The 24,167-nt window shown below is 65.5% G+C and carries 22 protein-coding genes; 12 read left to right on the top strand and 10 right to left on the bottom strand.

Annotated features, from left to right (window positions below; all coding sequences use genetic code 11):
- Positions 1-3: 3 nt before the first annotated feature.
- The 3 genes from lspA to HPF_RS19175 form a co-directional block, all read right to left on the bottom strand.
- On the bottom strand, positions 4-510 hold the full coding sequence (gene lspA, locus HPF_RS19185) for a signal peptidase II (RefSeq protein WP_066153194.1): 507 nt from the start codon (positions 508-510) through the stop codon (positions 4-6).
- The gene (gene ileS / locus HPF_RS19180; RefSeq protein WP_133157548.1) at positions 510-3,425 is read right to left on the bottom strand and encodes an isoleucine--tRNA ligase; all 2,916 of its coding nucleotides are present in this window, start codon (positions 3,423-3,425) and stop codon (positions 510-512) included. Before ileS ends, lspA begins: the two co-directional genes overlap by 1 nt.
- Before the next feature lie 110 nt (positions 3,426-3,535).
- The gene (locus HPF_RS19175) at positions 3,536-4,603 is read right to left on the bottom strand and encodes a bifunctional riboflavin kinase/FAD synthetase (RefSeq protein WP_079365529.1); all 1,068 of its coding nucleotides are present in this window, start codon (positions 4,601-4,603) and stop codon (positions 3,536-3,538) included.
- A 139-nt stretch (positions 4,604-4,742) separates the two neighbouring features.
- On the opposite strand from HPF_RS19175, the gene HPF_RS19170 reads away from it, so the two are divergent.
- On the top strand, positions 4,743-5,300 hold the full coding sequence (locus HPF_RS19170) for an HNH endonuclease (protein ID WP_079365528.1): 558 nt from the start codon (positions 4,743-4,745) through the stop codon (positions 5,298-5,300).
- Between the two features lie 48 nt (positions 5,301-5,348).
- Here the strand turns inward: HPF_RS19170 and HPF_RS19165 are convergent, their stop codons facing one another.
- From HPF_RS19165 to HPF_RS19155, 3 genes are all read right to left on the bottom strand, one after another.
- A complete protein-coding gene (locus tag HPF_RS19165) occupies positions 5,349-6,464 on the bottom strand; it encodes an acyl-CoA dehydrogenase family protein (protein WP_079365527.1) in 1,116 nt (371 codons plus the stop codon).
- Positions 6,465-6,474: 10 nt separating this feature from the next.
- A complete protein-coding gene (locus HPF_RS19160; RefSeq protein ID WP_066153215.1) occupies positions 6,475-7,656 on the bottom strand; it encodes an acyl-CoA dehydrogenase family protein in 1,182 nt (393 codons plus the stop codon).
- A 78-nt stretch (positions 7,657-7,734) separates the two neighbouring features.
- Positions 7,735-8,406, bottom strand: a complete 672-nt coding sequence (locus tag HPF_RS19155; protein WP_133157547.1) for a YceH family protein — start codon at positions 8,404-8,406, stop codon at positions 7,735-7,737.
- Positions 8,407-8,454: 48 nt separating this feature from the next.
- Between HPF_RS19155 and purN the strand changes: the two genes are divergently transcribed.
- Positions 8,455-9,033, top strand: coding sequence for a phosphoribosylglycinamide formyltransferase (purN, locus tag HPF_RS19150; protein ID WP_133157546.1), 579 nt, complete (start codon positions 8,455-8,457; stop codon positions 9,031-9,033).
- Here purN and HPF_RS19145 read toward each other — a convergent pair whose 3' ends face one another.
- Positions 9,034-10,653, bottom strand: a complete 1,620-nt coding sequence (locus tag HPF_RS19145) for a peptide chain release factor 3 (RefSeq protein WP_133157545.1) — start codon at positions 10,651-10,653, stop codon at positions 9,034-9,036.
- 35 nt (positions 10,654-10,688) lie between these two features.
- Here HPF_RS19145 and HPF_RS19140 point away from each other — a divergent pair, with 35 nt between their 5' ends.
- Positions 10,689-11,954 carry an RsmB/NOP family class I SAM-dependent RNA methyltransferase gene (locus HPF_RS19140; RefSeq protein ID WP_133157544.1) on the top strand — a complete coding sequence of 422 codons (1,266 nt, stop codon included), beginning with the start codon at positions 10,689-10,691 and terminating at the stop codon, positions 11,952-11,954.
- A 136-nt stretch (positions 11,955-12,090) separates the two neighbouring features.
- Complete coding sequence (locus tag HPF_RS19135; protein WP_066153224.1) at positions 12,091-13,317, top strand: DesA family fatty acid desaturase; 1,227 nt, start codon at positions 12,091-12,093, stop codon at positions 13,315-13,317.
- Positions 13,318-13,417: 100 nt separating this feature from the next.
- On the opposite strand, the gene rpmG is transcribed toward HPF_RS19135, so the two are convergent.
- The 3 genes from rpmG to trxB form a co-directional block, all read right to left on the bottom strand.
- Positions 13,418-13,588: a 50S ribosomal protein L33 gene (gene rpmG / locus HPF_RS19130; protein ID WP_056269543.1), complete on the bottom strand. Its 171-nt coding sequence runs from the start codon at positions 13,586-13,588 to the stop codon at positions 13,418-13,420.
- Positions 13,589-13,599: 11 nt separating this feature from the next.
- The gene (gene rpmB / locus HPF_RS19125) at positions 13,600-13,833 is read right to left on the bottom strand and encodes a 50S ribosomal protein L28 (RefSeq protein ID WP_056269541.1); all 234 of its coding nucleotides are present in this window, start codon (positions 13,831-13,833) and stop codon (positions 13,600-13,602) included.
- 235 nt (positions 13,834-14,068) lie between these two features.
- Entirely contained in the window at positions 14,069-15,016 is a 948-nt protein-coding gene (gene trxB / locus HPF_RS19120; RefSeq protein ID WP_066153227.1) for a thioredoxin-disulfide reductase, read from the bottom strand.
- A gap of 150 nt (positions 15,017-15,166) precedes the next feature.
- On the opposite strand from trxB, the gene HPF_RS19115 reads away from it, so the two are divergent.
- The 8 genes from HPF_RS19115 to HPF_RS19080 all read left to right on the top strand — a co-directional run bounded on the left by HPF_RS19115 (position 15,167) and on the right by HPF_RS19080 (position 24,135).
- Positions 15,167-15,841: a Crp/Fnr family transcriptional regulator gene (locus HPF_RS19115; protein ID WP_079365494.1), complete on the top strand. Its 675-nt coding sequence runs from the start codon at positions 15,167-15,169 to the stop codon at positions 15,839-15,841.
- 114 nt (positions 15,842-15,955) lie between these two features.
- Complete coding sequence (locus HPF_RS19110) at positions 15,956-18,310, top strand: DNA translocase FtsK (RefSeq protein WP_133157543.1); 2,355 nt, start codon at positions 15,956-15,958, stop codon at positions 18,308-18,310.
- 45 nt (positions 18,311-18,355) lie between these two features.
- Positions 18,356-18,994 (top strand): outer membrane lipoprotein periplasmic chaperone LolA, encoded by a 639-nt coding sequence (gene lolA, locus HPF_RS19105; protein WP_133157542.1) that lies wholly within the window; start codon positions 18,356-18,358, stop codon positions 18,992-18,994.
- 10 nt (positions 18,995-19,004) lie between these two features.
- Positions 19,005-20,297, top strand: a complete 1,293-nt coding sequence (locus tag HPF_RS19100; RefSeq protein ID WP_243721622.1) for a replication-associated recombination protein A — start codon at positions 19,005-19,007, stop codon at positions 20,295-20,297.
- Positions 20,298-20,568: 271 nt separating this feature from the next.
- Positions 20,569-21,498: a branched-chain amino acid ABC transporter permease gene (locus HPF_RS19095; protein WP_066153243.1), complete on the top strand. Its 930-nt coding sequence runs from the start codon at positions 20,569-20,571 to the stop codon at positions 21,496-21,498.
- 16 nt (positions 21,499-21,514) lie between these two features.
- On the top strand, positions 21,515-22,612 hold the full coding sequence (locus tag HPF_RS19090; RefSeq protein WP_066153246.1) for a branched-chain amino acid ABC transporter permease: 1,098 nt from the start codon (positions 21,515-21,517) through the stop codon (positions 22,610-22,612).
- A gap of 16 nt (positions 22,613-22,628) precedes the next feature.
- On the top strand, positions 22,629-23,399 hold the full coding sequence (locus HPF_RS19085) for an ABC transporter ATP-binding protein (protein ID WP_066153250.1): 771 nt from the start codon (positions 22,629-22,631) through the stop codon (positions 23,397-23,399).
- Positions 23,400-23,418: 19 nt separating this feature from the next.
- Complete coding sequence (locus tag HPF_RS19080; RefSeq protein WP_066153253.1) at positions 23,419-24,135, top strand: ABC transporter ATP-binding protein; 717 nt, start codon at positions 23,419-23,421, stop codon at positions 24,133-24,135.
- Positions 24,136-24,167 lie beyond the last annotated feature (32 nt).

The following is a 24,167-nucleotide window of genomic DNA, read 5'->3' as shown; positions in this document are numbered from 1 at the left end:
GGTTTAACGGCTCTTCTTCACCCGCAGGATTTCGTCGAGGATCAGTGCGACCGCGCCGACAGTGATACCCGCATCGGCCAGGTTGAACGCCGGGAAATGGCCGCCGGGGAACAGGCCCGACAGGAAGGACCAGTGGAAATCCAACATGTCGACCACGTAGCCGTGCAGCACGCGATCCACCACGTTGCCGATGGCGCCGCCCAGGATGCAGGACAGAGCGAAGGCGAACAGCTTCTGTCCGGGGTGAGAGCGCAACATCCACACAATGAATACGGCCGCCGCGATGCCGATGCCGGTGAACAGCCAGCGCTGCCAGCCGCCAGCGGACGCCAGGAACGAGAAGGCCGCGCCGGTGTTGTGCACCCGCACGATGTTGAAGAAGCTGGTGACGTAGGTGCTGTCGCCCAGCTGGTAGTAGCCCAGGATCAGGGTCTTGGTGAACTGGTCCAGCAGGAAGACAACAGCGGCCAGACCGAGCCATGGCCAGAGGCTTGCCTTGGTTTTGGCCATCAGGCGATGCTCCTCGTTTCACCAGTGCCGGTGCCGGCTGCTTCGGCCAGGTTGCCCACGCAGCGGCCGCACAGCGTGGGGTGCTCGGCGTGTGCGCCCACATCGTCGGCGTAGTGCCAGCAGCGCTCGCATTTGGTGGCGGTGCTGGGGGTCACGGTCACCGCCAGTTCGGCGCCGTCCACCACGGTCACGGCCGAGGTGATGGTCACGAACTTCAGGTCCGCGCCCAGCGCGCGCAGCAGGGCCGCATCGTCCGCACCGGCGGTGATGGTCAGCGTCGCCTGCAGCGACGCGCCCACCTTGCCTTCGGTGCGCAGGTCTTCGATCGCCTTGTTGGCCACGTCGCGGATCTCGCGGATGCGGGCCCACTTGGCCAGCAGCGCTTCGTTGGCTGAGGGCAGGGCGCTGAAGGTCTCGAAGAAGATCGAGCCCTGCGTCGAGTCCTTGGCGAACACGGCCCAGGCTTCTTCGGCGGTGAAGCTGAGGATGGGCGCCATCCAGCGCAGCATGGCGTGCGTGATCTGGTGCAGGGCGGTCTGGGCCGAGCGGCGCGCCAGGCTCTTGGGGGCGGTGGTGTAGAGCCGGTCCTTGAGCACGTCGAGGTAGAACGCACCCAGGTCTTCCGAGCAATAGACCTGCAGCTTGGCGACCACGGGGTGGAACTCGTAGACGTCGAAGTGCTTCAGGATCTCGGCCTGCAGTTCGCTGGCGCGGGCCAGCGCGTAGCGGTCGATCTCCAGCATCTGGTCCAGCGGCACGGCGTCGGTGGTCGGGTCGAAATCGACCGTGTTGGCCATCAGGAAGCGCAGCGTGTTGCGGATGCGGCGGTACGCGTCCACCACGCGGGCCAGGATCTTGTCGTCGATGTTCAGGTCGCCAGAGTAGTCGGTCGCACCCACCCACAGGCGCACGATCTCGGCCCCCAGCTTGGTGGTCACCGACTGCGGCTCCACCGTGTTGCCCAGCGACTTGCTCATCTTGCGGCCCTGGCCGTCGGTGGCGAAACCGTGGGTCAGCAGGCCACGATAGGGCGCGCGGTCGTAGATGGCGCAGCCCAGCAGCAGCGAGCTGTGGAACCAGCCGCGGTGCTGGTCGTGGCCTTCCAGGTACAGGTCGGCCTCGGGGCCTTGCGCGTGGCTGGCGCCGTTCGGGTAGGCCTTGGCGTGGCTGCCGCGCAGCACGTGCCAGAAGGTCGAGCCCGAGTCGAACCAGACTTCGAGGATGTCGGTGCTCTTGGTGTACTGCGGCGCATCGGCGCCCAGGATGTCCTCGGCCGTCACGCGGCTCCAGGCCTCGATACCGCCCTTCTCGACGATGTCGGCCGCCTGGTCGAGGATGGCCATGGTGTTGGGGTGCAGTTCGCCCGAATCCTTGTGCAGGAAGAAGGGCACCGGCACGCCCCACGACCGCTGGCGCGAGATGCACCAGTCGGGCCGGTTGGCGATCATGTCGCGCAGGCGGGCCTTGCCATTCTCGGGGTAGAAGCTGGTGTGGTCGATCGCGTCCAGGGCCAGCTGGCGCAGCGTCTTGGGCGCCTTGTCCTTGGTGAACACGCCTTCGCCCTCGTCCATGCGCACGAACCACTGGGCGGCGGCGCGGTAGATGACGGGCGTCTTGTGGCGCCAGCAGTGCGGGTAGCTGTGGGTGATGGCCTGCGTGGCCATCAGGCGGCCGTGCTCGCGCAGGGTCTCGATGATGACCGGGCAGGCCTTCCAGATGTGCTGGCCGCCGAACAGCGGCAGTTCTTCTGCGTAGACGCCGTTGCCCAGCACCGGGTTGAGGATCTGGTCGTAGCGCAGGCCGTGCGCGACACAGCTGTTGAAGTCGTCCACGCCGTAGGCAGGGGCCGAGTGCACGATGCCGGTGCCGTCGCCGTCGCTGACGTAGTCGGCCAGGTACAGCGGCGAGAGGCGCTTGTAGCTGTATTCGTTGCCTGGGACGTTGATGTCATCCGGCAGGTCATACAGCGGGTGACGGAACACCTGGCCGCGCAGGGCTTCACCCTGGGCCGTGGCCAGCACGTTGCCGCTCAGGCCGAAGCGCTCCAGGCACTTCTCGACCAGGCTGGCGCCCAGCAGCAGCACGCCTTTGGGTGTGTCGACCAGGGCGTACTCCAGCTCGGGGTGGGCGTTCAGGGCCTGGTTGGCCGGGATGGTCCAGGCGGTGGTGGTCCAGATGACGGCAAAGGCCTGCTTGCCGTCAGGCAGGGCGCTCAGGCCGAAGGCTTGGGCCAGACCGGCGGCGTCGTTGGACTCGAAAGCCACGTCCAGCGTGTCGCTCTTCTTGTCGGCGTATTCGATCTCGAATTCGGCCAGCGATGACCCGCAGTCGAAGCACCAGTAGACCGGCTTGAGGCCCCGGTAGACGAAGCCGCGCTCGATCACGCGCTTGAAGGCGCGGATCTGGCCGGCCTCGTTGGCCGGGTCCATGGTGCGGTAGGGGCGCTCCCAGTCGCCCAGCACACCCAGGCGCTTGAAGTCCTCGCGCTGCTGGTTGATCTGCTCGGTGGCGTAGGCACGGCTCTTGGCCTGCATGTCGTCGCGGCTGAGGTTGCGGCCGTGCAGCTTCTCGATGGCGTTCTCGATCGGCAGGCCGTGGCAGTCCCAGCCGGGGATGTACTGCGCGTCGAAGCCGGCCAGTTGGCGGCTCTTGACGATCATGTCCTTGAGCACCTTGTTCAGCGCATGGCCGATGTGCAGCTTGCCGTTGGCGTAGGGCGGGCCGTCGTGCAGCACGAACAGCGGCGCGCCCTGGCGGGCGTCGCGCAGGCGTTTGTACAGGCCGCCGCTGTTCCAGTCGGCCACCCAGCCCGGCTCGCGCTTGGGCAGGTCGCCGCGCATCGGGAAGGCGGTGTCGGGCATGTTCAGCGTGGCGCGGTAGGCGCCGCCGCTGGCGTTCTCGTTCTTTTCAGCCATGGTGTTCGGCTTTCGGTGGTGGGGCTTGCAGGCTCGGTGGGCGGCGCGGTGGCCGCAGGGGGTGGGGCAGGGCGCCCCGAGCCTGTGCAGGGGCGGCGACCGGACGGCGGTCAGCCTTGAATTCGGTCGCGCGTGGTCTGGCGGCGCGTCTGGGCGTGCAGCGAGGCAAAAAACGTGCGAGCGTCGTCGCAGTCCTTGGCGATCCCTTGGGTCAGGGCGTCCAGGCTGTCGTATTTCAGCTCGTCGTGCAGTTTGTGCAGCAGTTCCACCCGGATGATTTTACCGTAGGCCTCTCCGCCGGGCAGGGCGGCCGAGAGCCCGTCGGGCCAGTCCAGGCAATGGGTTTCCAGCAGCACGCGGCCGCCGTTGACGTCGTTCGGGTCCAGCGAGGGGCGCACGCCCAGGTTGGCCACGCCCGCGAGGGGCTCTCCGGGCGGCGTGAGGCCGTGCACATGGACCGCGAAGATGCCGCTGGCGGCGGGTTTCCAGTGCGAGAAGCGCAGGTTCAGCGTGCGGAAGCCGTCGCTGCGCCCAGGGGCCGACTCGGCCAGCTGGCGGCCCAGCTTGCGCCCATGGACCACGTGGCCGCTGATGGCGTAGGGCCGGCCCAGCAGGGCGGCGGTGCGCTCCATGTCGCCGGCCGCCAGGGCCTCGCGCACCGCCGAACTGCTGACACGGGTGCCGTGCACCTCGTAGCTCTGCATGCGCGCCACATCGAAACCCATGGCCGACCCGGCGGCGTCGAGGAGGCGATAGTCACCGGCCCGCTGGGCACCGAAGCGGAAATCGTCGCCCACCAGCACGTACTTGACCCCCAGCGCGTGCACCAGGATGTCCTCGATGAAGGCCTGTGGCGGCAGCGAAGCCAGGCGCTGGTTGAACGGCAGCACCACGCACTGGTCCACGCCGCAGCGTTCCAGTTCTTCCAGCTTGTCGCGCAGGGTGGCGATGCGGGCGGGCGCCAGCTCGGGTTTGCGGTGCACCGCGGCGAAGAAGTCGCGCGGGTGGGGCTCGAAGGTCATCGCGCAGGTGGGCACGCCCCGGTGGCGCGCCTCGTTCTGCAGCAGCGCCAGCATGGCCTGGTGGCCACGGTGCACACCGTCGAAGTTGCCGATGGTGAGCGCACAACCCTGGGTCGCGGGGAGGGGGCGGTTCCAGAGGCCGCGGAGGATTTTCATGAGGGATTGCGCGGGGTTCGCGAGGGCGTCACAAAAGCACGCTATATTGACACAGCCCCGCGGGCACCGGCCTGTGGGCGCACCAGCCGCAGGTGACGGTGCGGCTGGCCTCTTCAGTTTCCGTTGAAGGAGCCAGGTCTTGAAGGTCTTGAAGCTGTCTGCCCAGGGGCTGCCGCAATCGTGGATCAGCCTGGAGGAAGCCGTGCTGCACTACGCCGCGGACGAGGTGCGCTGGGAAATGGGCGCCGAGGTCGCGGTGTTCCATGGCGGGCACAACGCGGTCACCGGGCGCCAGTCGATCATCACTGTCAACTCGATCATCGGCACCAAGGGTGTTCCCAACATCAACCCCTTCGAGCTGCGGCCCACCCTGACCAATGCCAAGCTGTTCGCCCGCGACCGCTGCCTCTGCGGCTACTGTGGCCACCAGTTCCACGAGGACGAACTGACGCGCGAGCACATCCTGCCCATGGCCCAGAACGGCCGCGACATCTGGATGAACGTGGTCACGGCCTGCAGGTCCTGCAACCACCGCAAGGGCAACCGCACCCCCGAGCAGGCGAACATGCCGCTGCTGTACGCCCCCTACGTGCCCAGCCTCTGGGAAGACTTCATCCTGCGCAACCGCCGCATCCTGGCGGACCAGATGGAGTTCCTGATGTCGCACCTGCCCAAGACCTCCAGGTTGCATGCCTGAATGAAAAAGCCCCGCTTGGCGGGGCTTTTGGTGAGGCGTCCGAGGCGATCAGGCGAACACACCCGCCGAATCCTCCATCCGCGCCGACACCTCGCCCAGGTGGTGCAAGGTGTCGCCGTAGGTCATTTCCAGCTGCGTGAGTTTCTTGAAGTAGTGGCTGACGATGTACTCGTCGGTCACGCCGATGCCGCCGTGCAGCTGCACCGCCTGCTGGCCCACATAGCGCATCGATTGCCCCAGCTGCACCTTGGCGCGCGAGAGCGCGCGGCGGCGTTCGTCCGCCGAGGCATTGAGCTTGAGGCTGGCGTAGTAGCTCATCGAACGCGCCAGCTCCAGCTGCATCTTCATGTCGGCCATGCGGTGGCGCAGGGCCTGGAAGGTGCCGATGGCGACGCCGAACTGTTTGCGTGTGTTCAGGTACTCGGCCGTCACGGCCACCGTCTTGTCCATCACGCCCACCGCCTCGGCGCAGACGCAGGCGATGCCGATGTCCACCGCGTGTTCCAGCGCGGCCAGGCCATCCGCCGTGACCAGCGTGGCCGCGGCGTTCTGCAAGCTCACCTCGGCCGCACGGCCGCCATCCTGGGTGCCATACCCTTGAGTGGACACGCCATCGGCGTTGCGCTCGACCAGGAAGAGTGCGATCTGGCCGTTGGCCATGGCCGGCACGAGGAAGGCGTCGGCGTGGTCGCCCGCGGGCACCACGCTTTTGGTGCCGCTGAGGGTCCAGCCGCTGCCCGCCTGCGCGGCGGTGGTCTTGCAGAGGTCGAGCTGGTAGCGCGCACCGCGCTCCTGCTGCGCCAGCACCACCAGGGCCTCGCCCGCTGCGATCTTCGGCAGCCAGGCCGCCTTCACCTCGGCGCCACCGTAGGCGCCGATCACGCCGCTGGTGACCAAGGTCTGCGCCAACGGTTCAAGCACGATGCCGCGGCCCAGCTCCTCCATAACCACCATGCCTTCGACCGGTCCCATGCCCAGGCCTCCGTCGGCTTCGCTGATGTACAGGCCGCCCAGCCCGAGTTCGGCCAGTTCGCTGTAGGCCGCGCGGTCAAAGCCGCCGGCCTTCACGATGGCCCGCCGGCGCTCGAAGTCGTAGCCCTTGTCCACCCACTTGCGAACCGCGTCGCGCAACTGTTCCTGGTCGTCGCTGAAATCGAAATCCATGTCTGTCTCCTTAGCCGAGGACCGTCTGGGCGACGATGTTGCGCTGCACTTCGTTGGAGCCACCATAGATGGTGGTCTTGCGCATGTTGAAGTAGGTCGACGCGAGCGGTGCGTTGGCCACCACCCCGCCCGGGAAGTTGCCCTGCCAGCCGGCCTCCATGGCTTCCTCGATGAAGGGCAGGCTGAACGGGCCGGCGGCCAGCATCATCAGCTCCGCGTAGCGCTGCTGGATCTCGCTGCCCTTGATCTTGAGCAGGCCGGCGATGTCCAGCGACTGCTTGCCCGATTTCTCGGCCGACAGCACGCGCAGCACCAGCATCTCCAGCGCCACGATGTCCACTTCCAGCAGCGCAATCTGGTCGCGGAAGCGCAGGTCGTCCCACATGCCTTCGGCTTTGGCGATGCGTTTGAGGCGTTCCAGCTCGCGTTTGGCGCGGTTGACGTCGGCGATGTTGGTGCGTTCGTGCGAGAGCAGGTGCTTGGCGTAGGTCCAGCCCTTGTTCTCTTCGCCGATCAGGTTCTCCACCGGCACCTTGACGTTGTCGAAGAAGACCTCGTTGACCTCGCACTCACCGTCCAGCAGCTTGATCGGGCGCACCGTCACGCCGGGCGACTTCATGTCCACCAGCAGGAAACTGATGCCGGTCTGCGGTTTGCCTTCGGTGCTGGTGCGCACGAGGCAGAAGATCCACTCGCCGTATTGGCCCAGCGTGGTCCAGGTCTTCTGGCCGTTGACTAGGTAGTGGTCACCCTGGCGCTCGGCGCGGGTCTTGACCGAGGCCAGGTCCGAGCCCGAGCCGGGTTCGCTGTAGCCCTGGCTCCACCACACTTCACCGCTGGCAATGCCGGGCAGGAAACGTTCCTGCTGTTCCTTGTTGCCGAACGCCATGATCACCGGCGCCACCATCACCGGGCCGAAGGGCACGATGCGCGGCGCGCCGGCCAGGGCGCATTCTTCTTCGAACAGGTGCTTCTGCACGGCGGTCCAGCCCGGGCCGCCGAACTCCTTGGGCCAGCCGTAGCCCAGCCAGCCCTTCTTGCCGAGGATCTTGGCCCAGCGCTGCATGTCGTCGCGCGAGAGGCGCAGCGCGTTGTGGACCTTGTGGGCGATGTCGGCGGGCAGGTTGTCCTTGACCCAGCCGCGAATCTCGTCGCGGAACGCCAGCTCTTGCGGCGTGAATGCCAAATCCATGCTTGTCTCCGTGGTCGGGTGATCGGTGGTCGCCGGGGGCGGCGGCCCGATCCACGAAGTTTCGCACGACCGTTCGTTTTATGGCTGTCCGGGCTGCGACAAACCCAGCTGGTCCCGAAGGTCGGCCAGCTGGGCCTGGAGGGTCGCCACCGTGGCTTCCAGAGTGGCGACGCGCTCCACCAGGGCACTGTCGCCGGGTGAGCTTTCGGGTACCGCCGGGGCCGACATGTCCACCGGGCCACACAGCAGGTGCGTCCAGCGTTGCTCGCGGGCACCGGGCGCGCGCGGCAGCTTGACGACCAGCGGGCCACCCTTCTCGTCGCTGCGGTCCTGCATTTCTTCCAGGAAGCCCTCCACCGAGGCGATGTCAAGAAACTTGTACCAGCGGTCGGCGTTGATGCGCAGTTCGCCCGCCGTCTGCGGGCCGCGCAGCATCAGCAGGCCCAGCAAGGTGGCCGACTGGTCTGGCACGCCGGCCGCGCGCGGGAAGTTGTGTTCATAGCGCGGCACGCGCGAGCCGCTGGACTCGATGACCATGCTGTAGTCGCGCAGCACATCGATGGCGTCGCTGATCTGGGCCTCGCTGAGGCTCATCACCGGTTCCCGTGCGGTCTTCTGGTTGCAGCCGCCGTGCAGGCTGTTGAGCGAGAGCGGGTAGCTGTCGGGCACGGTGCGGGCCTTTTCCATCAGGGTGGCCAATACGCGGGCTTCGACTGGCGACAGGGGGCGGGTGCGGAAATCGTGGTTCATTACACTTGGCGGCCCCAGCGGGCGCTGAATCGGTCGGTACATCGGGTCGTGAACAAGAACATCGTCATTCTCATCTCAGGCAGCGGCTCCAACATGGCCGCCATCGTCCAGGCGGCCCAAAAGGGCCGCTGGCGTGAGCGCTTTGGTGCCCAGGTGGCGGCCGTCATCAGCAACAAGGCCGAGGCCGGTGGGCTGGCCTGGGCCCGCGAACACCACATCCCGACGGCCAGTTTCGACCACAAGGCCTACGCCTCGCGCGAGGCCTTCGATGCGGCCCTGATGACCGAAATCGACCGCCACCAGCCGGCGCTGGTGGTGCTGGCTGGCTTCATGCGCATCCTCACGCCCGGTTTTGTGCAGCACTATGACGGCCGGCTGGTCAACATCCACCCCAGCCTGCTGCCGGCTTTCCCTGGCCTGCACACCCACCAGCGCGCCATCGACGCCGGCTGCCGGTTCGGCGGCTGCACCGTGCACCGCGTGACGGCCGAGCTGGACCACGGTGAGTACCTGGACCAGGCGGTGGTGCCCATCCTGCCGGGCGACACCGCCCAGACCCTCGCCGCCCGCGTGCTCACGCAGGAACACCTGATCTATCCGCGGGTGGTCGAGCGACTGATCAGCTGATCACATCGACTTGTGGAACACCAGGCCTGCGTGCTCGCGCATGGCGTGGAACCTGATCTTGGGCCAGTTGGCCTCGACCGCGCGCAGCGTTGCCATGTGGTCCAGCAGCACGGTGGGGGCATCCACGGCGTCCAGCGCCACGCGGTGGGCGTTGGCGTCCATGAAGCGCTTGAGCTCCTGTTCGCCGCCGTCCTCGGGTGCACAGGTCACCCAGCGCGCGACGTTGTAGTTGCTGCCCATGATGCGCGCCTTGACGCCGTACTCGTGCTCCAGCCGGTGGGCCACCACCTCGAACTGCAACTGACCGACCGCGCCGAGCAGCAGCACCGTGCCGGCGATGGGGCGGAACACCTGGATCGCACCTTCTTCACCCAGCTGGGTCAGGCCGGCGCGCAGCTGCTTGGTTTTGAGCGGGTCGGCCACTTCCACGCTGCGGATGATTTCCGGCGCAAAGAAGGGCAGGCCGGTGAACTGCAGGGCTTCGCCTTCGGTCAGCGTGTCGCCCAGCTGCAGCACGCCGTGGTTGGGGATACCGATGATGTCACCGGCAAAGGCTTCGTCCAGCAGTTCGCGGCGTTGGCTCAGGAAGCTCACCACAGTGTTCGGGCGCAGTTCCTTGCCGCTGCGCACCACCTTCAGGCGCATGCCGCGCTCGAAGTGGCCGCTGGCGCAGCGCACGAAGGCGATGCGGTCGCGGTGCGCCGGGTCCATGTTGGCCTGGATCTTGAAGACCACGCCGCTGAACTTGGGCTCGGTAGGCTCCACCGTGCGCTGTATGGCGGCTTTGGCGCCCGGAGACGGCGCCAGGTCGACCAATGCGTCCAGCACCTCGCGCACGCCGAAGTTGTTGACGGCCGAGCCGAACAGCATGGGCGTCTGATGACCGTCGAGAAAGGCCTGCTTGTCGAAGGCGGGTGAGGCGCCCTCGACCAGCTCCAGTTCGTCCTTGGCGGTGCTCCACTCCATGCCGAAGCGGCGGGCGCTCTCGACGTTGTCCAGGCCGGCCAGCACTTCCTCGTCGCCACCACGGCGGTCTTCACCGGCGGCGAACACGCGCATCTGGTCTTCGCGGCGGTCGTACACGCCGCGGAAGGTCTTACCCATGCCCACCGGCCAGGTGAAGGGCACCACGGTCATGCCCAGCTCGCGTTCGATCTCATCCATCAGGTCCAGCGGGGCCTTGACCTCGCGGTCCATCTTGTTGACGAAGGTGAGGATGGGCGTGTTACGCGCACGGCAGACCTGCAGCAGGCGCCGGGTCTGCGGTTCCACGCCGTTGCCGGCGTCGATCACCATCAGCGCCGCGTCCACCGCGGTGAGCACGCGGTAGGTGTCTTCCGAGAAGTCCTGGTGGCCCGGGGTGTCCAGCAGGTTGATGACGCAATCGCGGTATTCCATCTGCATGACGGACGATGCGACGGAAATGCCGCGCTGCTTTTCGATCTCCATCCAGTCGGAGGTGGCGTGGCGTGCGGCCTTGCGCGCCTTGACCGAACCGGCGATGTTGATGGCGCCCGAGAACAGCAGCAGCTTCTCGGTCAGGGTGGTCTTACCCGCGTCGGGGTGCGAAATGATGGCGAAGGTGCGGCGGCGCTGCACCTGTTGGGCGATGTCGGACATAACCCTCGATTATCCCCGGTGGGACAATACTGGCCATGCACCCGAAAGCCCTTCTGGACGAAAGCGCCAGCCTGATCGAGAAAGTCTTCAAGTTCGACTACCCGGCCGATGCCGTCGTCGCGCGCCATTTCCGCGAGAACAGGTCGCTCGGTCCGCGTGAGCGGGCCACACTCTCGGACACCGTGTTTGCCGTGTTGCGCGAACGTCTGAAGTTCGAGTGGCTGGCCCGTTCCGGCAGCGGGTCCAAATGGCGGCGGCTGGCCATTCTGGGGTTTCCCGGGGAGCACGACTATCTCAAGAGCGCGCTGACGGATGCGGAGAAGGAATGGTGGAACGCCTGCGGGAAAGTGGGCGATGCGCAGTTGCTGGCTCCGCATCGCCACAACTTGCCCGAGTGGCTGGCGCAGGCGCTTCGAGAGCAGTTGGGCGACGAGTTCGATGCCCTGGCCGCAAGCCTGCTGCGTCCGGCACCGCTGGACCTGCGGGTGAATGCGCTCAAACAAAAGCGCGACGCTGCATTGGCGGGTGTGCGCAGTGCCGGATGGCCTGCCGAGCCGACGCCGTATTCACCGCTGGGCATTCGGCTGGAGGGCAAGCCCAATCTGGCCAAGCTGCCTCTGTTCACTGCGGGCGAGGTGGAGGTGCAAGACGAGGGTTCGCAGCTTCTGGCCCTGTTGCTCGGGGCCAAGCGCGGGGAGATGGTGGCCGACTTCTGCGCTGGCGCAGGGGGCAAGACGCTGGCGATCGGGGCGTCCATGAAGAACACCGGCCGCCTCTATGCCTTTGATACCTCGGCCCACCGACTTGATGCCATCAAGCCCCGGCTGGCGCGCAGCGGTCTGTCGAACGTGCACCCGGTGGCGATTGCCCACGAACGTGACGAACGCATCAAGCGGCTGGCCGGGAAAATGGACCGGGTGCTGGTCGACGCACCGTGTTCCGGGCTGGGGACGTTGCGCCGCAGCCCGGATCTGAAGTGGCGCCAGACGACCGAGACCGTGGCGGCGCAGGCGGATCTCCAGCAGCGCATTCTGCTCAGCGCGGCCCGTCTGCTCAAACCCGGTGGGCGGCTGGTCTACGCGACCTGCAGCCTGCTGCTTCAGGAGAACGAAGCCGTGGCGAGGGCCTTCGGGTTGGCGCATCCCGAATTCGAGCCTCTGTCGGTGGCCGATCTGCTCGCCGTGGCCCAGGTCGGAGAGGCCGCGTCCCTGTGCAGTCCGGATGGGCTGCACATGAGGTTGTGGCCGCACCGGCACGGCACGGACGGCTTCTTCGCCGCCGCATGGCAGAAAAAAGGCTGACACGACCGCGTTGATTTCATATTGTGGTGTGCGGCTTGGGGAATTTCACCCCCACCAGTAAAATTGAAGGCTATCCCGCCAGGCGCCCGCAGCGGGATCTTCATGTTGTTACGCCGGGCGCGCACATAGGAAATCAATGTTTTCTTCCGATTACGGCCTCCTGTCCTATCTCTGGGACGGGCTGATTCAGTTTCTGGCCGACGGCCTTACCCAGGCCACCTGGTGGCAAGCCATCATCGCGGCGCTGGTGATGACGCACATCACCATCGCCAGTGTCACGATCTACCTGCACCGCCACTCGGCGCACCGCTCGCTGGACCTGCACCCGATCGCCTCCCACTTCTTCCGCTTCTGGCTGTGGATGACCACGGGTATGGTCACCAAGGAGTGGACCGCGATCCACCGCAAGCATCACGCGAAATGTGAACACGAGGGCGATCCGCACAGCCCGGTTGTGTTCGGCATCAAGAAGGTGTTTTTCGAAGGCAGCGAGCTGTACCGTGCCGAGGCCAAGAACCAGGAGACCCTGGCCCGCTATGGCCACAACACCCCGGACGACTGGATCGAGCGAAACCTCTACACGGGTCGCTCGCGGCTGGGCGTGAGCCTGATGCTGATCATCGATGTGGCACTTTTCGGTGCACTCGGGCTGACGGTGTGGGCGATCCAGATGGCGTGGATCCCCATCACTGCCGCCGGCATCATCAACGGCATTGGTCACTGGTGGGGCTATCGCAACTTCGAGGCGGCGGATGCCAGCACCAACGTGTCGCCCTGGGGCATCATCATTGGTGGTGAGGAGTTGCACAACAACCATCACACCTACCCGACGTCCGCCAAGCTCTCGGTCAAGCCCTACGAGTTCGACATCGGCTGGATGTACATCACCATCCTGAAGACTTTCGGGCTGGCCTCGGTGAAGAAGCTGCCGCCCAAGATGGCCTTCGGTGCCGTCAAGCCGGTGGCGGATGAAAAGACCCTGGAAGCGATCATCGCCAACCGCTATGAGGTCATGGCCGGCTATGCCCGCGAACTGCGTGTGGCCTGCCAGCGCGAGGTCGAGGCACTCAAGAGCCGCAGTGGCGATGTGTCCGCGCTCGAAGCGGCCCGCCGCTGGCTGCACCGAGATGAAGACAAGGTGCCGGCGGCGGTGAAGCCCCAGCTGGCACAGGCCCGTGCCGAGCACCCTGTGCTGGACAAGATGGTCACCATGCGGGAAGAGCTGCGCTCGCTCTGGACCGGTACGAACGCCACACGTGAACAGCTGGCCGCCGACCTGCAGGCCTGGTGCCGCCGTGCCGAAGAGAGCGGCATCGCCGCCCTGCGCGATTTTTCGATCCAGCTGCGCTCCGCGCGCGCCTGACGGAATCGAGCGGCCCGTGCCACGACGTGGCGCGGGCAACAAAAAAGCCGCTGTGGAAACAGCGGCTTTTTTGTTGGGTCGAACCGGAATCAGGGCCGAATCACTTCAGCTTGATTTCCTTGTAGTCCACATGCTTGCGAGCCTTGGGATCAAATTTCTTGATCAGCATCTTCTCGGGCGTGGTCTTCTTGTTCTTGGTGGTGGTGTAGAAGTGGCCGGTTCCAGCAGTGGATTCCAGCTTGATCTTCTCGCGTGCGCCTTTGGTTGCCATGTCGTGACTCCTTAAGCCTGGCCACGTGCGCGCAGGTCGGCGAGCACAGCGTCGATACCGTTCTTGTCGATCAGGCGCAGGGCAGCGCCCGACACGCGCAGACGAACCCAGCGGTTCTCGCTCTCGACCCAGAAACGGCGGTATTGCAGGTTCGGCAGGAACCGGCGCTTGGTTTTGTTGTTGGCGTGGGAAACGTTGTTCCCGACCATGGGCTTCTTGCCCGTGACGTCGCAGACGCGTGCCATGAGGACACTCCGATACTTCTATACAGCTGCCGCAGCGGGTCGGCCGATCTGATGCGTCAGAAACGACCGACTGGCGGTTGAGCCTCACCTCGCCAGGAAAGGGTGGCGGTAACCCGGGAAATTGCCTCAAACCAAGTCAAACAGGCTCGGTCCACTCAGCAAAGCCGCACATTATAGACCGACCGATGGATGGCGGTCCACCGTCAGTCGGCTTGCGGGGGCGAGGTCTGGTGTTTCAGGCCGGGTTCTGTTCCAGGAAGCGCTGCGCGTCCAGCGCCGCCATGCACCCGGTGCCCGCGCTGGTGATGGCCTGCCGATAGACGTGGTCCTGCACGTCACCCGCAGCGAACACCCCGGGGACGCTGGTCATTGTGGCCATGCCGTTGTTGCCCGACTGGGTGACGAGGTAACCATCCTTCATGGCCAGCTGGCCTTGGAAGATCCCGGTGTTCGGGCTGTGTCCGATGGCAATGAAGCACCCCTTGACGGCCACATCCTGGGTGCTTCCGTCCTTCACGTTCTTCAGCCGCACCCCGGTCACGCCGCTGGCATCGCCTAGCACCTCGTCAAGCACGCTGTGCAGCTTGAGCTCAATCTTGCCTTCCTTCACCTTGTCCATCAGCTTGTCGATCATGATGGCCTCGGCCCGGAAGCTGTCGCGCCGGTGCACCAGAGTGACCTTGCTGGCGATGTTGGACAGGTACAGCGCTTCTTCGACAGCGGTGTTTCCGCCGCCGACCACGGCCACCTCCTGGCCACGGTAGAAGAAGCCGTCGCAGGTGGCGCAGGCACTCACCCCTTTGCCCATGAAGGTCTCTTCGGAGGGTAGGCCCAGGTAACGGGCCGATGCGCCGGTGGCGATGATCAGTGTGTCGCAGCTGTATTGGCCACTGTCACCCGTGAGGACGAACGGACGCTTGGACAGGTCCACAGCGTTGATGTGATCGAACACGATCTCGGTCTTGAAGCGCTCGGCGTGCTCCAGGAAGCGCTGCATCAGATCCGGCCCTTGCACCCCGTGCACGTCCGCGGGCCAGTTGTCCACCTCGGTGGTGGTCATGAGCTGACCGCCTTGCGCAATGCCGGTGACCAGCACAGGGGCCAGGTTGGCGCGGGCGGCATAGACCGCCGCCGTATATCCGGCAGGGCCGGATCCCAGAATAAGAACTTTCGTATGCTTCATTTCGGAGGCCCATCGATCTTCAGGGCAAGTGGTTTAGAGTCGGTGGGTGTGCTCAGAGTCGTGATGTCCGGTGGTCACATCGCCGCGCTGAGGATTGATCGGCATTGTATGAAACGCGCCTTGGGCGCATTCGACACAAAGGTTTTAGACATGGCCATCCTGTCCAATCTGGATCTGATCCGTCGGGTTCCCCTGTTTTCGACGCTCACGCAGGCCCAGGCCGAATCTGTCGCCGAAGCCGTGGTCAAGCGGCGCTACAAGCGCGGAGAGGTGATCGTGGAGCAGGGCAAGAAATCGAACTTCCTCGCCATCGTGCTCACCGGGCGTGCCCGGGTGGTCACCACCGATTCAAGGGGGCGGGAGGTGATCCTGGCAACCATGAACCCGGGCGACTACGTGGGCGAGATGAGCCTGATCGACAACCAGCCCCATTCGGCCACGGTGCGCGCCGAAGTGCAGACCGATGTGCTGATTCTGGGGCGGGTGGAGTTCGCACGCTGCCTGCCTGAGAACACGTCGATGGCCTATGCGGTCATGAAGGGCTTGGTGCTGCGGCTGCGGCACGCCGACCGCAAGATCGAGTCCCTGGCGCTGATGGATGTGTATGGGCGCGTGGCCAGGGCACTGCTCGAATTTGCGGTTCCGGACAAGGATGGTCGTCTGGTGATCCGCGAGCGGGTCTCGCGCCAGGATGTGGCCAAGATGATCGGCGCATCGCGAGAAATGGTCAGCCGGGTGATGAAGGATCTGGAGGATCGGGGCTTCATCGAGGTGGGTGAGGACGGCAGCACCATCATCAAGGACCGCCTGACGTCGCTGGGCTGATCCTTCTATCGCCCATACATTTCGTCGACTCACGACTGGTCACATTCCGGTCTGCGGCCACGCGGATTGGGCAACCCGGTGCGGTAAGCTCGTTGCCGCAATCTGTCGAGGTCTATGACGTATTCCATCAACACGCTCAATGCCGACCGGGCGAATCCGCCTGCAAGTGGCGTCTCCCGGTTCGCCCATGAGCTGGCCCTGGTGCTGGGGGCCGCTCTGCTCGGGTTCTGGCTGATCGCTCTGCTCAGCCACAGCCTGAACGATCCTGCCTGGAGCACCACGGGCAATGAGGGCGATGTCCACAACTGGGGAGGGCAGCTGGGTGCCTGGCTGTCCGATGCCAGCTACTACCTGTTCGGCTTCTCTGTCTGGTGGCTGTTGCTGGCGGGCTGGCGCGTGTGGCTGTCGGCTCTGGCCGATCGTTTGCGGGGGCAGGATGCGGAGCGTGTCGAACCGGTCGACGCCGACGAGCCCTCTTTCTGGCGCAACCCCGCTGTTCAGCGCGCGCTCTACGGGCTTGCGCTGGTGACGCTGATGGTCGGCAGCGTGGTGTTGGAATGGAGTCGTCTGTACCGGTTTGAATCCCTGCTGCCTGGACACGGTGGGGGCGTGCTGGGACATCTTTTGGGGCCATGGGGTGTGCGCTGGCTGGGGTTCACCGGCTCGGCACTGGTCGCTCTGGCCTTGATGGTCGTGAGTGCGCCCAGAGTGTTCCAGTTTTCGTGGGGCCACTGGGCAGAGCGCCTGGGTGCCCAGTTCGACGATTGGTTCCAGTCACGGAGGGAACAGCGAGAGGCCGTGGAGGACCAGCGCATCGGCGAGCAGGCTGCGCGCGAACGCGAGGTGGTGGTCCAGGTGGAGCGCGACGTGATCGAGGAGCAGCACCCGACCCCGGTGGTGATCGAACCTGCGCGGGTCGAGGTACCCAAGAGCGAGCGCGTGGCCAAGGAGCGCCAGAAGCCGCTGTTCACCGAAATGCCCGACAGCAAGCTGCCGCAGGTGGACCTGCTGGACAGCGCGCCGTCCCATCAGCAAGGGGTGGACGCTCAGACGCTGGAGATGACCAGCCGCCTGATCGAAAAGAAGCTCAAGGACTTTGGCGTCGAGGTGCGGGTGGTGGCGGCTGCGCCGGGCCCGGTGATCACGCGCTACGAAATCGAGCCGGCCACGGGTGTCAAAGGTTCGCAGATTGTCAACCTGAGCCGCGACCTGGCGCGTTCGCTGTCGCTGGTGTCGATCCGCGTGATCGAGACCATACCGGGCAAGAACCTGATGGCGCTGGAGCTGCCCAACGCCAAGCGCCAGACCATCAAGCTCAGCGAGATCCTGGGTTCGCAGGTCTACAACGACGCCAGGAGCCTGCTGACCATGGGCTTGGGCAAAGACATCGCCGGCCTGCCGGTGGTGGCCGACCTGGCCAAGATGCCGCACTGTCTGGTGGCCGGCACCACCGGTTCGGGCAAGTCGGTGGGCATCAACGCCATGATCCTGTCGCTGCTCTACAAGGCCGACGCCAAGGACGTGCGGCTGCTGCTGATCGACCCGAAGATGCTGGAACTGAGCGTCTACGAAGGCATTCCGCACCTGCTGTGCCCGGTGGTGACCGACATGAAGCAGGCGGCCAACGGCCTGAACTGGTGCGTGGCCGAGATGGAGAAGCGTTACAAGCTCATGAGCAAGATGGGTGTGCGCAACCTGGCCGGCTTCAATGCCAAGATCGACGAGGCCAAGGCGCGCGGCGAGCACATCGGCAACCCCTTCAGCCTCACGCCCGAACAGCCCGAGCCACTGGAGCGCCTGCCGCACATCGTGGTGGTGATCGACGAACTGGCCGACCTGATGATGGTGGTGGGCAAGAAGATCGAGGAGCTGATCGCGCGCCTGGCGCAGAAGGCGCGCGCCGCCGGCATCCACCTGATTCTGGCGACGCAGCGGCCCAGCGTGGACGTGATCACCGGCCTGATCAAGGCCAACATCCCGACCCGCATCTCCTTCCAGGTCAGCAGCAAGATCGACAGCCGCACCATCCTCGACCAGATGGGCGCCGAGAGCCTGCTGGGCATGGGCGACATGCTCTACATGCCTTCGGGCACCGGTTTCCCGATCCGCGTGCACGGCGCCTTCGTCAGCGACGACGAGGTGCACCGGGTGGCTTCTTACCTCAAGGAGCAGTATGGCGAGCCCAACTACATCGACGGCGTGCTGGAGTCGGCTGCGGGTGATGGCGAGGGTGGCGACATGTTTGGTGAAGGTGGCGGCGAGGGCGGCGAGAAGGACCCGCTGTACGACCAGGCGGTGGCCATCGTGCTGCAGGACCGCAAGGCAAGCATTTCCTACGTCCAGCGCAAGCTCAAGATCGGCTACAACCGCGCGGCCCGGCTGCTCGAAGACATGGAAAACGCCGGGCTGGTGAGTGCGCTCACCAGCAGCGGCCAGCGCGACATCCTGGTGGCGCCGCGCGGCGACTGACGCTCGCACGGAAACCTTTGCGGGGCCTGCGGCTCCCATACGCTCATGAACCACAGAACTATTTTTGCCATCGTGCTGTCCCTGGCGGCGTCGCTTGCTCATGCCGACGGTCTGCAGGATCTCGAAACCTTTCTGCGCGAGGTGAAGAGTGCGCAGGCCAGTTTCACCCAGGTGGTGACTTCACCCAAACGCGAGGGCGAAGCCACGGCACGCAGCAAGACGTCCAGCGGCCGGTTCGAGTTCCAGCGCCCCGGGCGATTCCGCTTCGAGTACACCAAGCCGTTCGAGCAGACCATTGTGGCCGACGGCCAGACCCTGTGGCTGTACGACGTGGACCTCAACCAGGTCACGGCGCGCAAGCAGCAGGATGCGTTGGGCAGCACGCCCGCCGCGCTGATCGCCTCAGGCACCGACATCAAGGGTCTGTCCGAGGCGTTCGATCTCAAGGCCGGAGCAGCCCGGGACGGGATGGAGTGGGTCGACGCCCAGCCCAAGGCGAAGGACGGGCAACTGCAGAGCGTGAAGGTCGGATTCCGCCAGGGGCAGCTGGCGGTGCTGGAGATCGTCGACGGACTCGGCCAGCGCTCGGTGCTGAGCTTTGCGCAATGGCAAGGCAATGTGGCGGTCAAACCCGAGCGTTTCCGCTTCCAGCCGCCGGCCGGTGCCGACGTCATCCGCCCCTGAACGGAGTCGCGTGGTCACCGCTGCCGCCCACCAACCGCTGGCCGAGCGCCTGCGCCCGCGCACGCTGGGTGAGGTGATCGGTCAGCAGCACCTGCTGGGGGAGGGCATGGCGCTGCGCCTGGCCTTCGAGTCCGGTCAGCCGCACAGCTGCATCCTCTGGGGGCCGCCAGGGGTGGGCAAAACCACCATCGCGCGGCTCATGGCCGATGCCTTCGACGCCCAGTTCATCACCATCAGCGCGGTGCTGGGCGGCGTGAAGGACATCCGGGAGGCGGTGGAGCGCGCGGAGGCGGCCCGCGATGGCCTGCACGCCCAGCGCACCATCGTCTTCGTCGACGAGGTGCACCGCTTCAACAAGAGTCAGCAGGATGCGTTCCTGCCGCATGTCGAGAGCGGCCTGTTCACTTTCATCGGTGCCACCACCGAGAACCCCTCGTTCGAGGTCAATTCCGCGCTGCTGTCGCGGGCAGCGGTCTATGTGTTGCAGCCGCTGGGTGAGGACGATCTGCGCCAATTGGTGACACGTGCGCAGGGCATCGGTGCCGTGCCGGCCATTGAAAAGGCGGCCGAGGACCGTCTGATCGCTTACGCCGATGGCGATGCACGGCGTCTTCTGAACACCCTGGAAACCCTGGCGGTCGCCGCCCAGCGTGAAAAGCTGGAGCAGGTGACGGACGTGTGGCTGCTGCGCGTGCTGGGTGAGCGCATGCGCCGCTACGACAAGGGCGGCGAGCAGTTCTACGACACCATCAGCGCGCTGCACAAAAGCGTGCGCGGCTCTGATCCGGACGCGTCGCTGTACTGGTTCGTGCGCATGCTCGATGGTGGTGCGGACCCGCGCTACATGGCGCGACGGCTGATCCGCATGGCGGCCGAGGACATCGGCCTGGCCGATCCTCGGGCCCTGCGCCTGGCACTGGACTCGGCCGAGGTCTACGAACGCCTGGGGTCGCCGGAGGGCGAACTGGCGCTGGCCGAATGTGTGGTCTACCTGGCGGTGGCACCCAAGTCCAACGCGGTCTACAAGGCTTTCAACGAGGCCAAGGCCTTTGTCAAGAAAGACGGCAGCCGCCCGGTGCCCATGCATCTGCGCAATGCCCCCACGAAACTGATGAAGGATCTCGACTACGGCAAGGGCTACCGCTATGCGCACGACGAGGCAGGAGGTTTTGCGGCAGGCGAGACCTATCTGCCCGACGGCATGGCAGGCACGCAGTTCTACCGACCCGTCGACCGGGGACTGGAGATCCGCATCGGTGATAAGTTGCGGGAGCTCAAGCGGCTCAACAATCAAAAAGACTAATGAAGAGCCTGACGCGCTGATGCAGCACTTTTGGAGCGCCAAAACCGAGGGAAAACCCGCGCGGAATCAGGGCTCGCCCGCATCAGGTGTGTGCCGACCCTTGGCTACAATCCGCCTCCAACCCGCAGTCTGCCCTGTTTCAGGGTCTGGCCTGGCGGGTTTTTTGCTAAGTTGAAGCGGGTCTGAACACGGGACCCCGCGCTGCACAACGGCGCGGGATCGGATTTCCCGGTCTGGTGTCCCGGCCTGTCAAAAACACGGAGAAAACTTCATGGACGTCTTGCTGCAGCAGATCATCAACGGTCTGGTCCTGGGCAGTATGTATGCGCTGGTGGCGCTTGGGTACACGATGGTGTACGGCATCATCGGTCTCATCAACTTCGCGCACGGTGATGTGCTCATGGTCGGCGCGCTGACCAGCTGGACCATCATCGGCTGGATGAGCAACGCCTCGCCCGGCCTGCCGGGCTGGATGGTGCTGCTGCTGGCCACGGTCATTGCGATGGTGGTGTGCGGTGCGCTGAACTACACGATCGAGAAGCTGGCCTACCGGCCGCTTCGCAACTCGCCCCGGCTGGCGCCGCTGATCACCGCCATCGGCATGTCGCTGCTGCTGCAGACTTTCGCGATGATCATCTGGGAACCCAACCCCAAGGCCTATCCCGCGACCCTGTCGCGTGAGCCGATCGAGTTTGCCGGCGCCGTGATCTCGGTGACGCAGATCGTCATCCTGGCCGCGACGGCCATCACGCTGGCCTTCCTGATGTGGCTGGTGAACAAGACCAACCTGGGCCGTGCCATGCGGGCCACCGCCGAGAACCCCCGGGTCGCCGCGCTGATGGGCATCAAGCCCGACGTGGTCATCTCCGCCACCTTCATCATCGGTGCCATGCTGGCCGCCATCGCCGGCGTGATGTGGGCTTCCAACTACGGCACGGTGCAGCACGCCATGGGCTTCATGCCCGGCCTCAAGGCCTTCGTGGCCGCGGTGATGGGCGGCATCGGCAACCTGGCCGGTGCCGTGGTGGGCGGCGTCGCGCTGGGCCTGATCGAGTCGCTGGGCGCCGGTTACCTGGGCCAGCTGACCGGCGGCGTGCTGGGCAGCCAGTACGTCGACATCTTTGCCTTCATCGTGCTGGCCCTGGTGCTCACGCTGCGCCCCTCGGGCCTGCTGGGTGAGCGTGTGGCCGACCGCGCCTGACCCCGGGAGAACCATCATGACGAAGACCACTCCCGGCAAACTTGCAGTCTGGGCCCTGGCCGCCATCGCGCTGTTCATGCTGCCGCTGCTGCTGCAGGCCACAGGCAGCAATTCCTGGGTCCGCATCGTGGACCTGGCACTGCTCTATGTGCTGCTGGCCCTGGGCCTGAACATCGTGGTCGGTTACGCCGGCCTGCTGGACCTGGGCTACATCGCGTTCTTCGCGGTCGGCGCCTATCTCTATGGCCTGCTGGCCTCGCCGCACCTGGCCGAGACCTTCCCGGCCATCCAGGCGATGTTCCCCAACGGGCTGCACGTCAACATCTGGCTGGTCATGCTCCTGGCGGCCGTCGTGGCCGGCGTGGTCGGCATGCTGCTCGGAGCACCGACGCTGAAGCTGCGCGGCGACTACCTGGCCATCATCACGCTGGGGTTCGGTGAAATCATCCGCATCTTCATGCTCAACCTGGATCGCCCGGTGAACATCACCAACGGACCCAAGGGCATCGCGCAGATCGATCCGCTCACCGTGTTCGGTTTCAACATGGGACAGCGCCACACGCTCACCATTGGCGACTGGAGCTACACCATTCAGCCGGTGACGCTCTATTACTACCTGTTCCTGTTCTTCGTGATCCTGTCGATCGTCCTGTCCTACCGCCTGCAGGACTCCCGCGTCGGCCGCGCCTGGATGGCCATCCGCGAAGACGAGATCGCCGCCAAGGCCATGGGCCTGAACACCCGCAACCTCAAGCTGCTGGCCTTTGGCATGGGCGCCACCTTCGGCGGCATGTCGGGTGTGCTGTTTGCCTCGTTCCAGCGTTTCGTGTCGCCCGAATCCTTCTCGCTGATGGAGTCGGTGATGGTGGTGGCGATGGTGGTGGTGGGCGGCATCGGCCACATCCCGGGCGTGATCCTGGGGGCGCTGCTGCTGGCTGGTCTGCCCGAGGTGCTGCGCCACGTGGCCGGCCCGCTGACCGAACTGACCGGTGGCCGCCTCGGCCCTGAAATCCTGCGCCAACTCCTGATCGCCCTGGCGATGGTGGTGGTGATGCTGTTGCGTCCGAAGGGACTCTGGCCCGCGCCCGAACACGGCAAGTCGTTGGCCAAGTGAGCGAGAGGACACGAACATGAGCGAAACCATTCTCAAAGTCGCCAACGTCTCCAAGCGCTTTGGCGGTCTGCAGGCCCTCAGCGATGTGGGCATCACCATCCAGCGTGGCCAGGTCTATGGCCTGATCGGCCCCAACGGCGCCGGCAAGACCACCTTTTTCAACGTGCTGACCGGCCTCTACACGCCCGACAGCGGCACCTTCGAGCTGGCCGGCAAGCCCTACACGCCGACGGCCGTGCACGAAGTGGCCAAGGCCGGCATTGCCCGCACCTTCCAGAACATCCGCCTGTTCGCAGAAATGACGGCGCTGGAGAACGTGATGGTCGGGCGCCACGTGCGCACCCACTCGGGCATCCTGGGGGCCGTGCTGCGCACCCCTGGCTTCAAGAAGGAAGAGGCAGAAATCGCCGCCCGTGCGAAGGAACTGCTCGACTACGTGGGCATCGGCAAGCTGGCCGACTACAAGTCGCGCACCCTGAGCTACGGCGACCAGCGCCGGCTGGAGATTGCACGCGCGCTGGCGACCGACCCGCAGCTGATCGCGCTGGACGAGCCGGCGGCCGGCATGAACGCCACTGAAAAGGTGCAGCTGCGCGAGCTGATCGACCGCATCCGCAACGACAACCGCACCATCCTGCTGATCGAACACGACGTGAAGCTGGTGATGGGCCTGTGCGACCGCGTGACCGTGCTCGACTACGGCAAGCAGCTCTCGTCCGGCACGCCGGCCGAGGTGCAGAGCGATCCCAAGGTGATCGAGGCGTATCTGGGCACGGGCGGCCACTGAAAGAGAGAGCGAGAACAACATGGCAAACACACTCCTCAAAGTCAGCGGCCTGAAGGTGGCGTATGGCGGCATCAAGGCCGTCAAAGGCGTCGACCTGGAAGTGCGCGAAGGCGAACTGATTTCCCTGATCGGCTCCAACGGCGCCGGCAAGACCACCACCATGAAAGCCATCACCGGCTCTCTGGGCTTCGAAGGCGGCGACATCGAGTACCTGGGCCAGAGCATCAAGGGCCGTGGCGCCTGGGATCTGGTCAAGCAGGGCCTAGCGATGGTGCCGGAAGGCCGCGGCGTCTTCACCCGCATGACCATCACCGAGAACCTGCTGATGGGCGCCTACATCCGCACCGACAAGGCCGGCATCGAGGCCGACATCGAGCGCATGTTCGGCATCTTCCCGCGCCTGAAAGAGCGCAAGGACCAGCTGGCGGGCACCATGTCGGGCGGCGAGCAGCAGATGCTGGCGATGGCCCGCGCGCTGATGAGCCAGCCCAAGGTGCTGCTGCTGGACGAGCCATCGATGGGGCTGTCGCCGATCATGGTCGACAAGATCTTCGAGGTGGTGCGCGACGTCTCCGCCCAGGGCGTGACCATCGTGCTGGTGGAGCAGAACGCCCAGCGCGCGCTGCAGATCGCCGACCGCGGCTATGTGATGGACTCCGGTCTGATCACCATGACGGGCGCCGGCAAGGACCTGCTGGTGGATCCGAAGGTGCGAGAGGCCTACCTCGGTCATTGACCGTTTCGCGGAAAACTACAATGACGGGTTGC

Source organism: Hydrogenophaga pseudoflava, from assembly GCF_004353865.1.
Classification (GTDB): Bacteria; Pseudomonadota; Gammaproteobacteria; order Burkholderiales; family Burkholderiaceae_C; genus Hydrogenophaga; species Hydrogenophaga pseudoflava.
The sequence above is the reverse complement of the archived record's forward strand: the minus strand, read 5'-3'. Positions and strand labels throughout refer to the sequence as shown.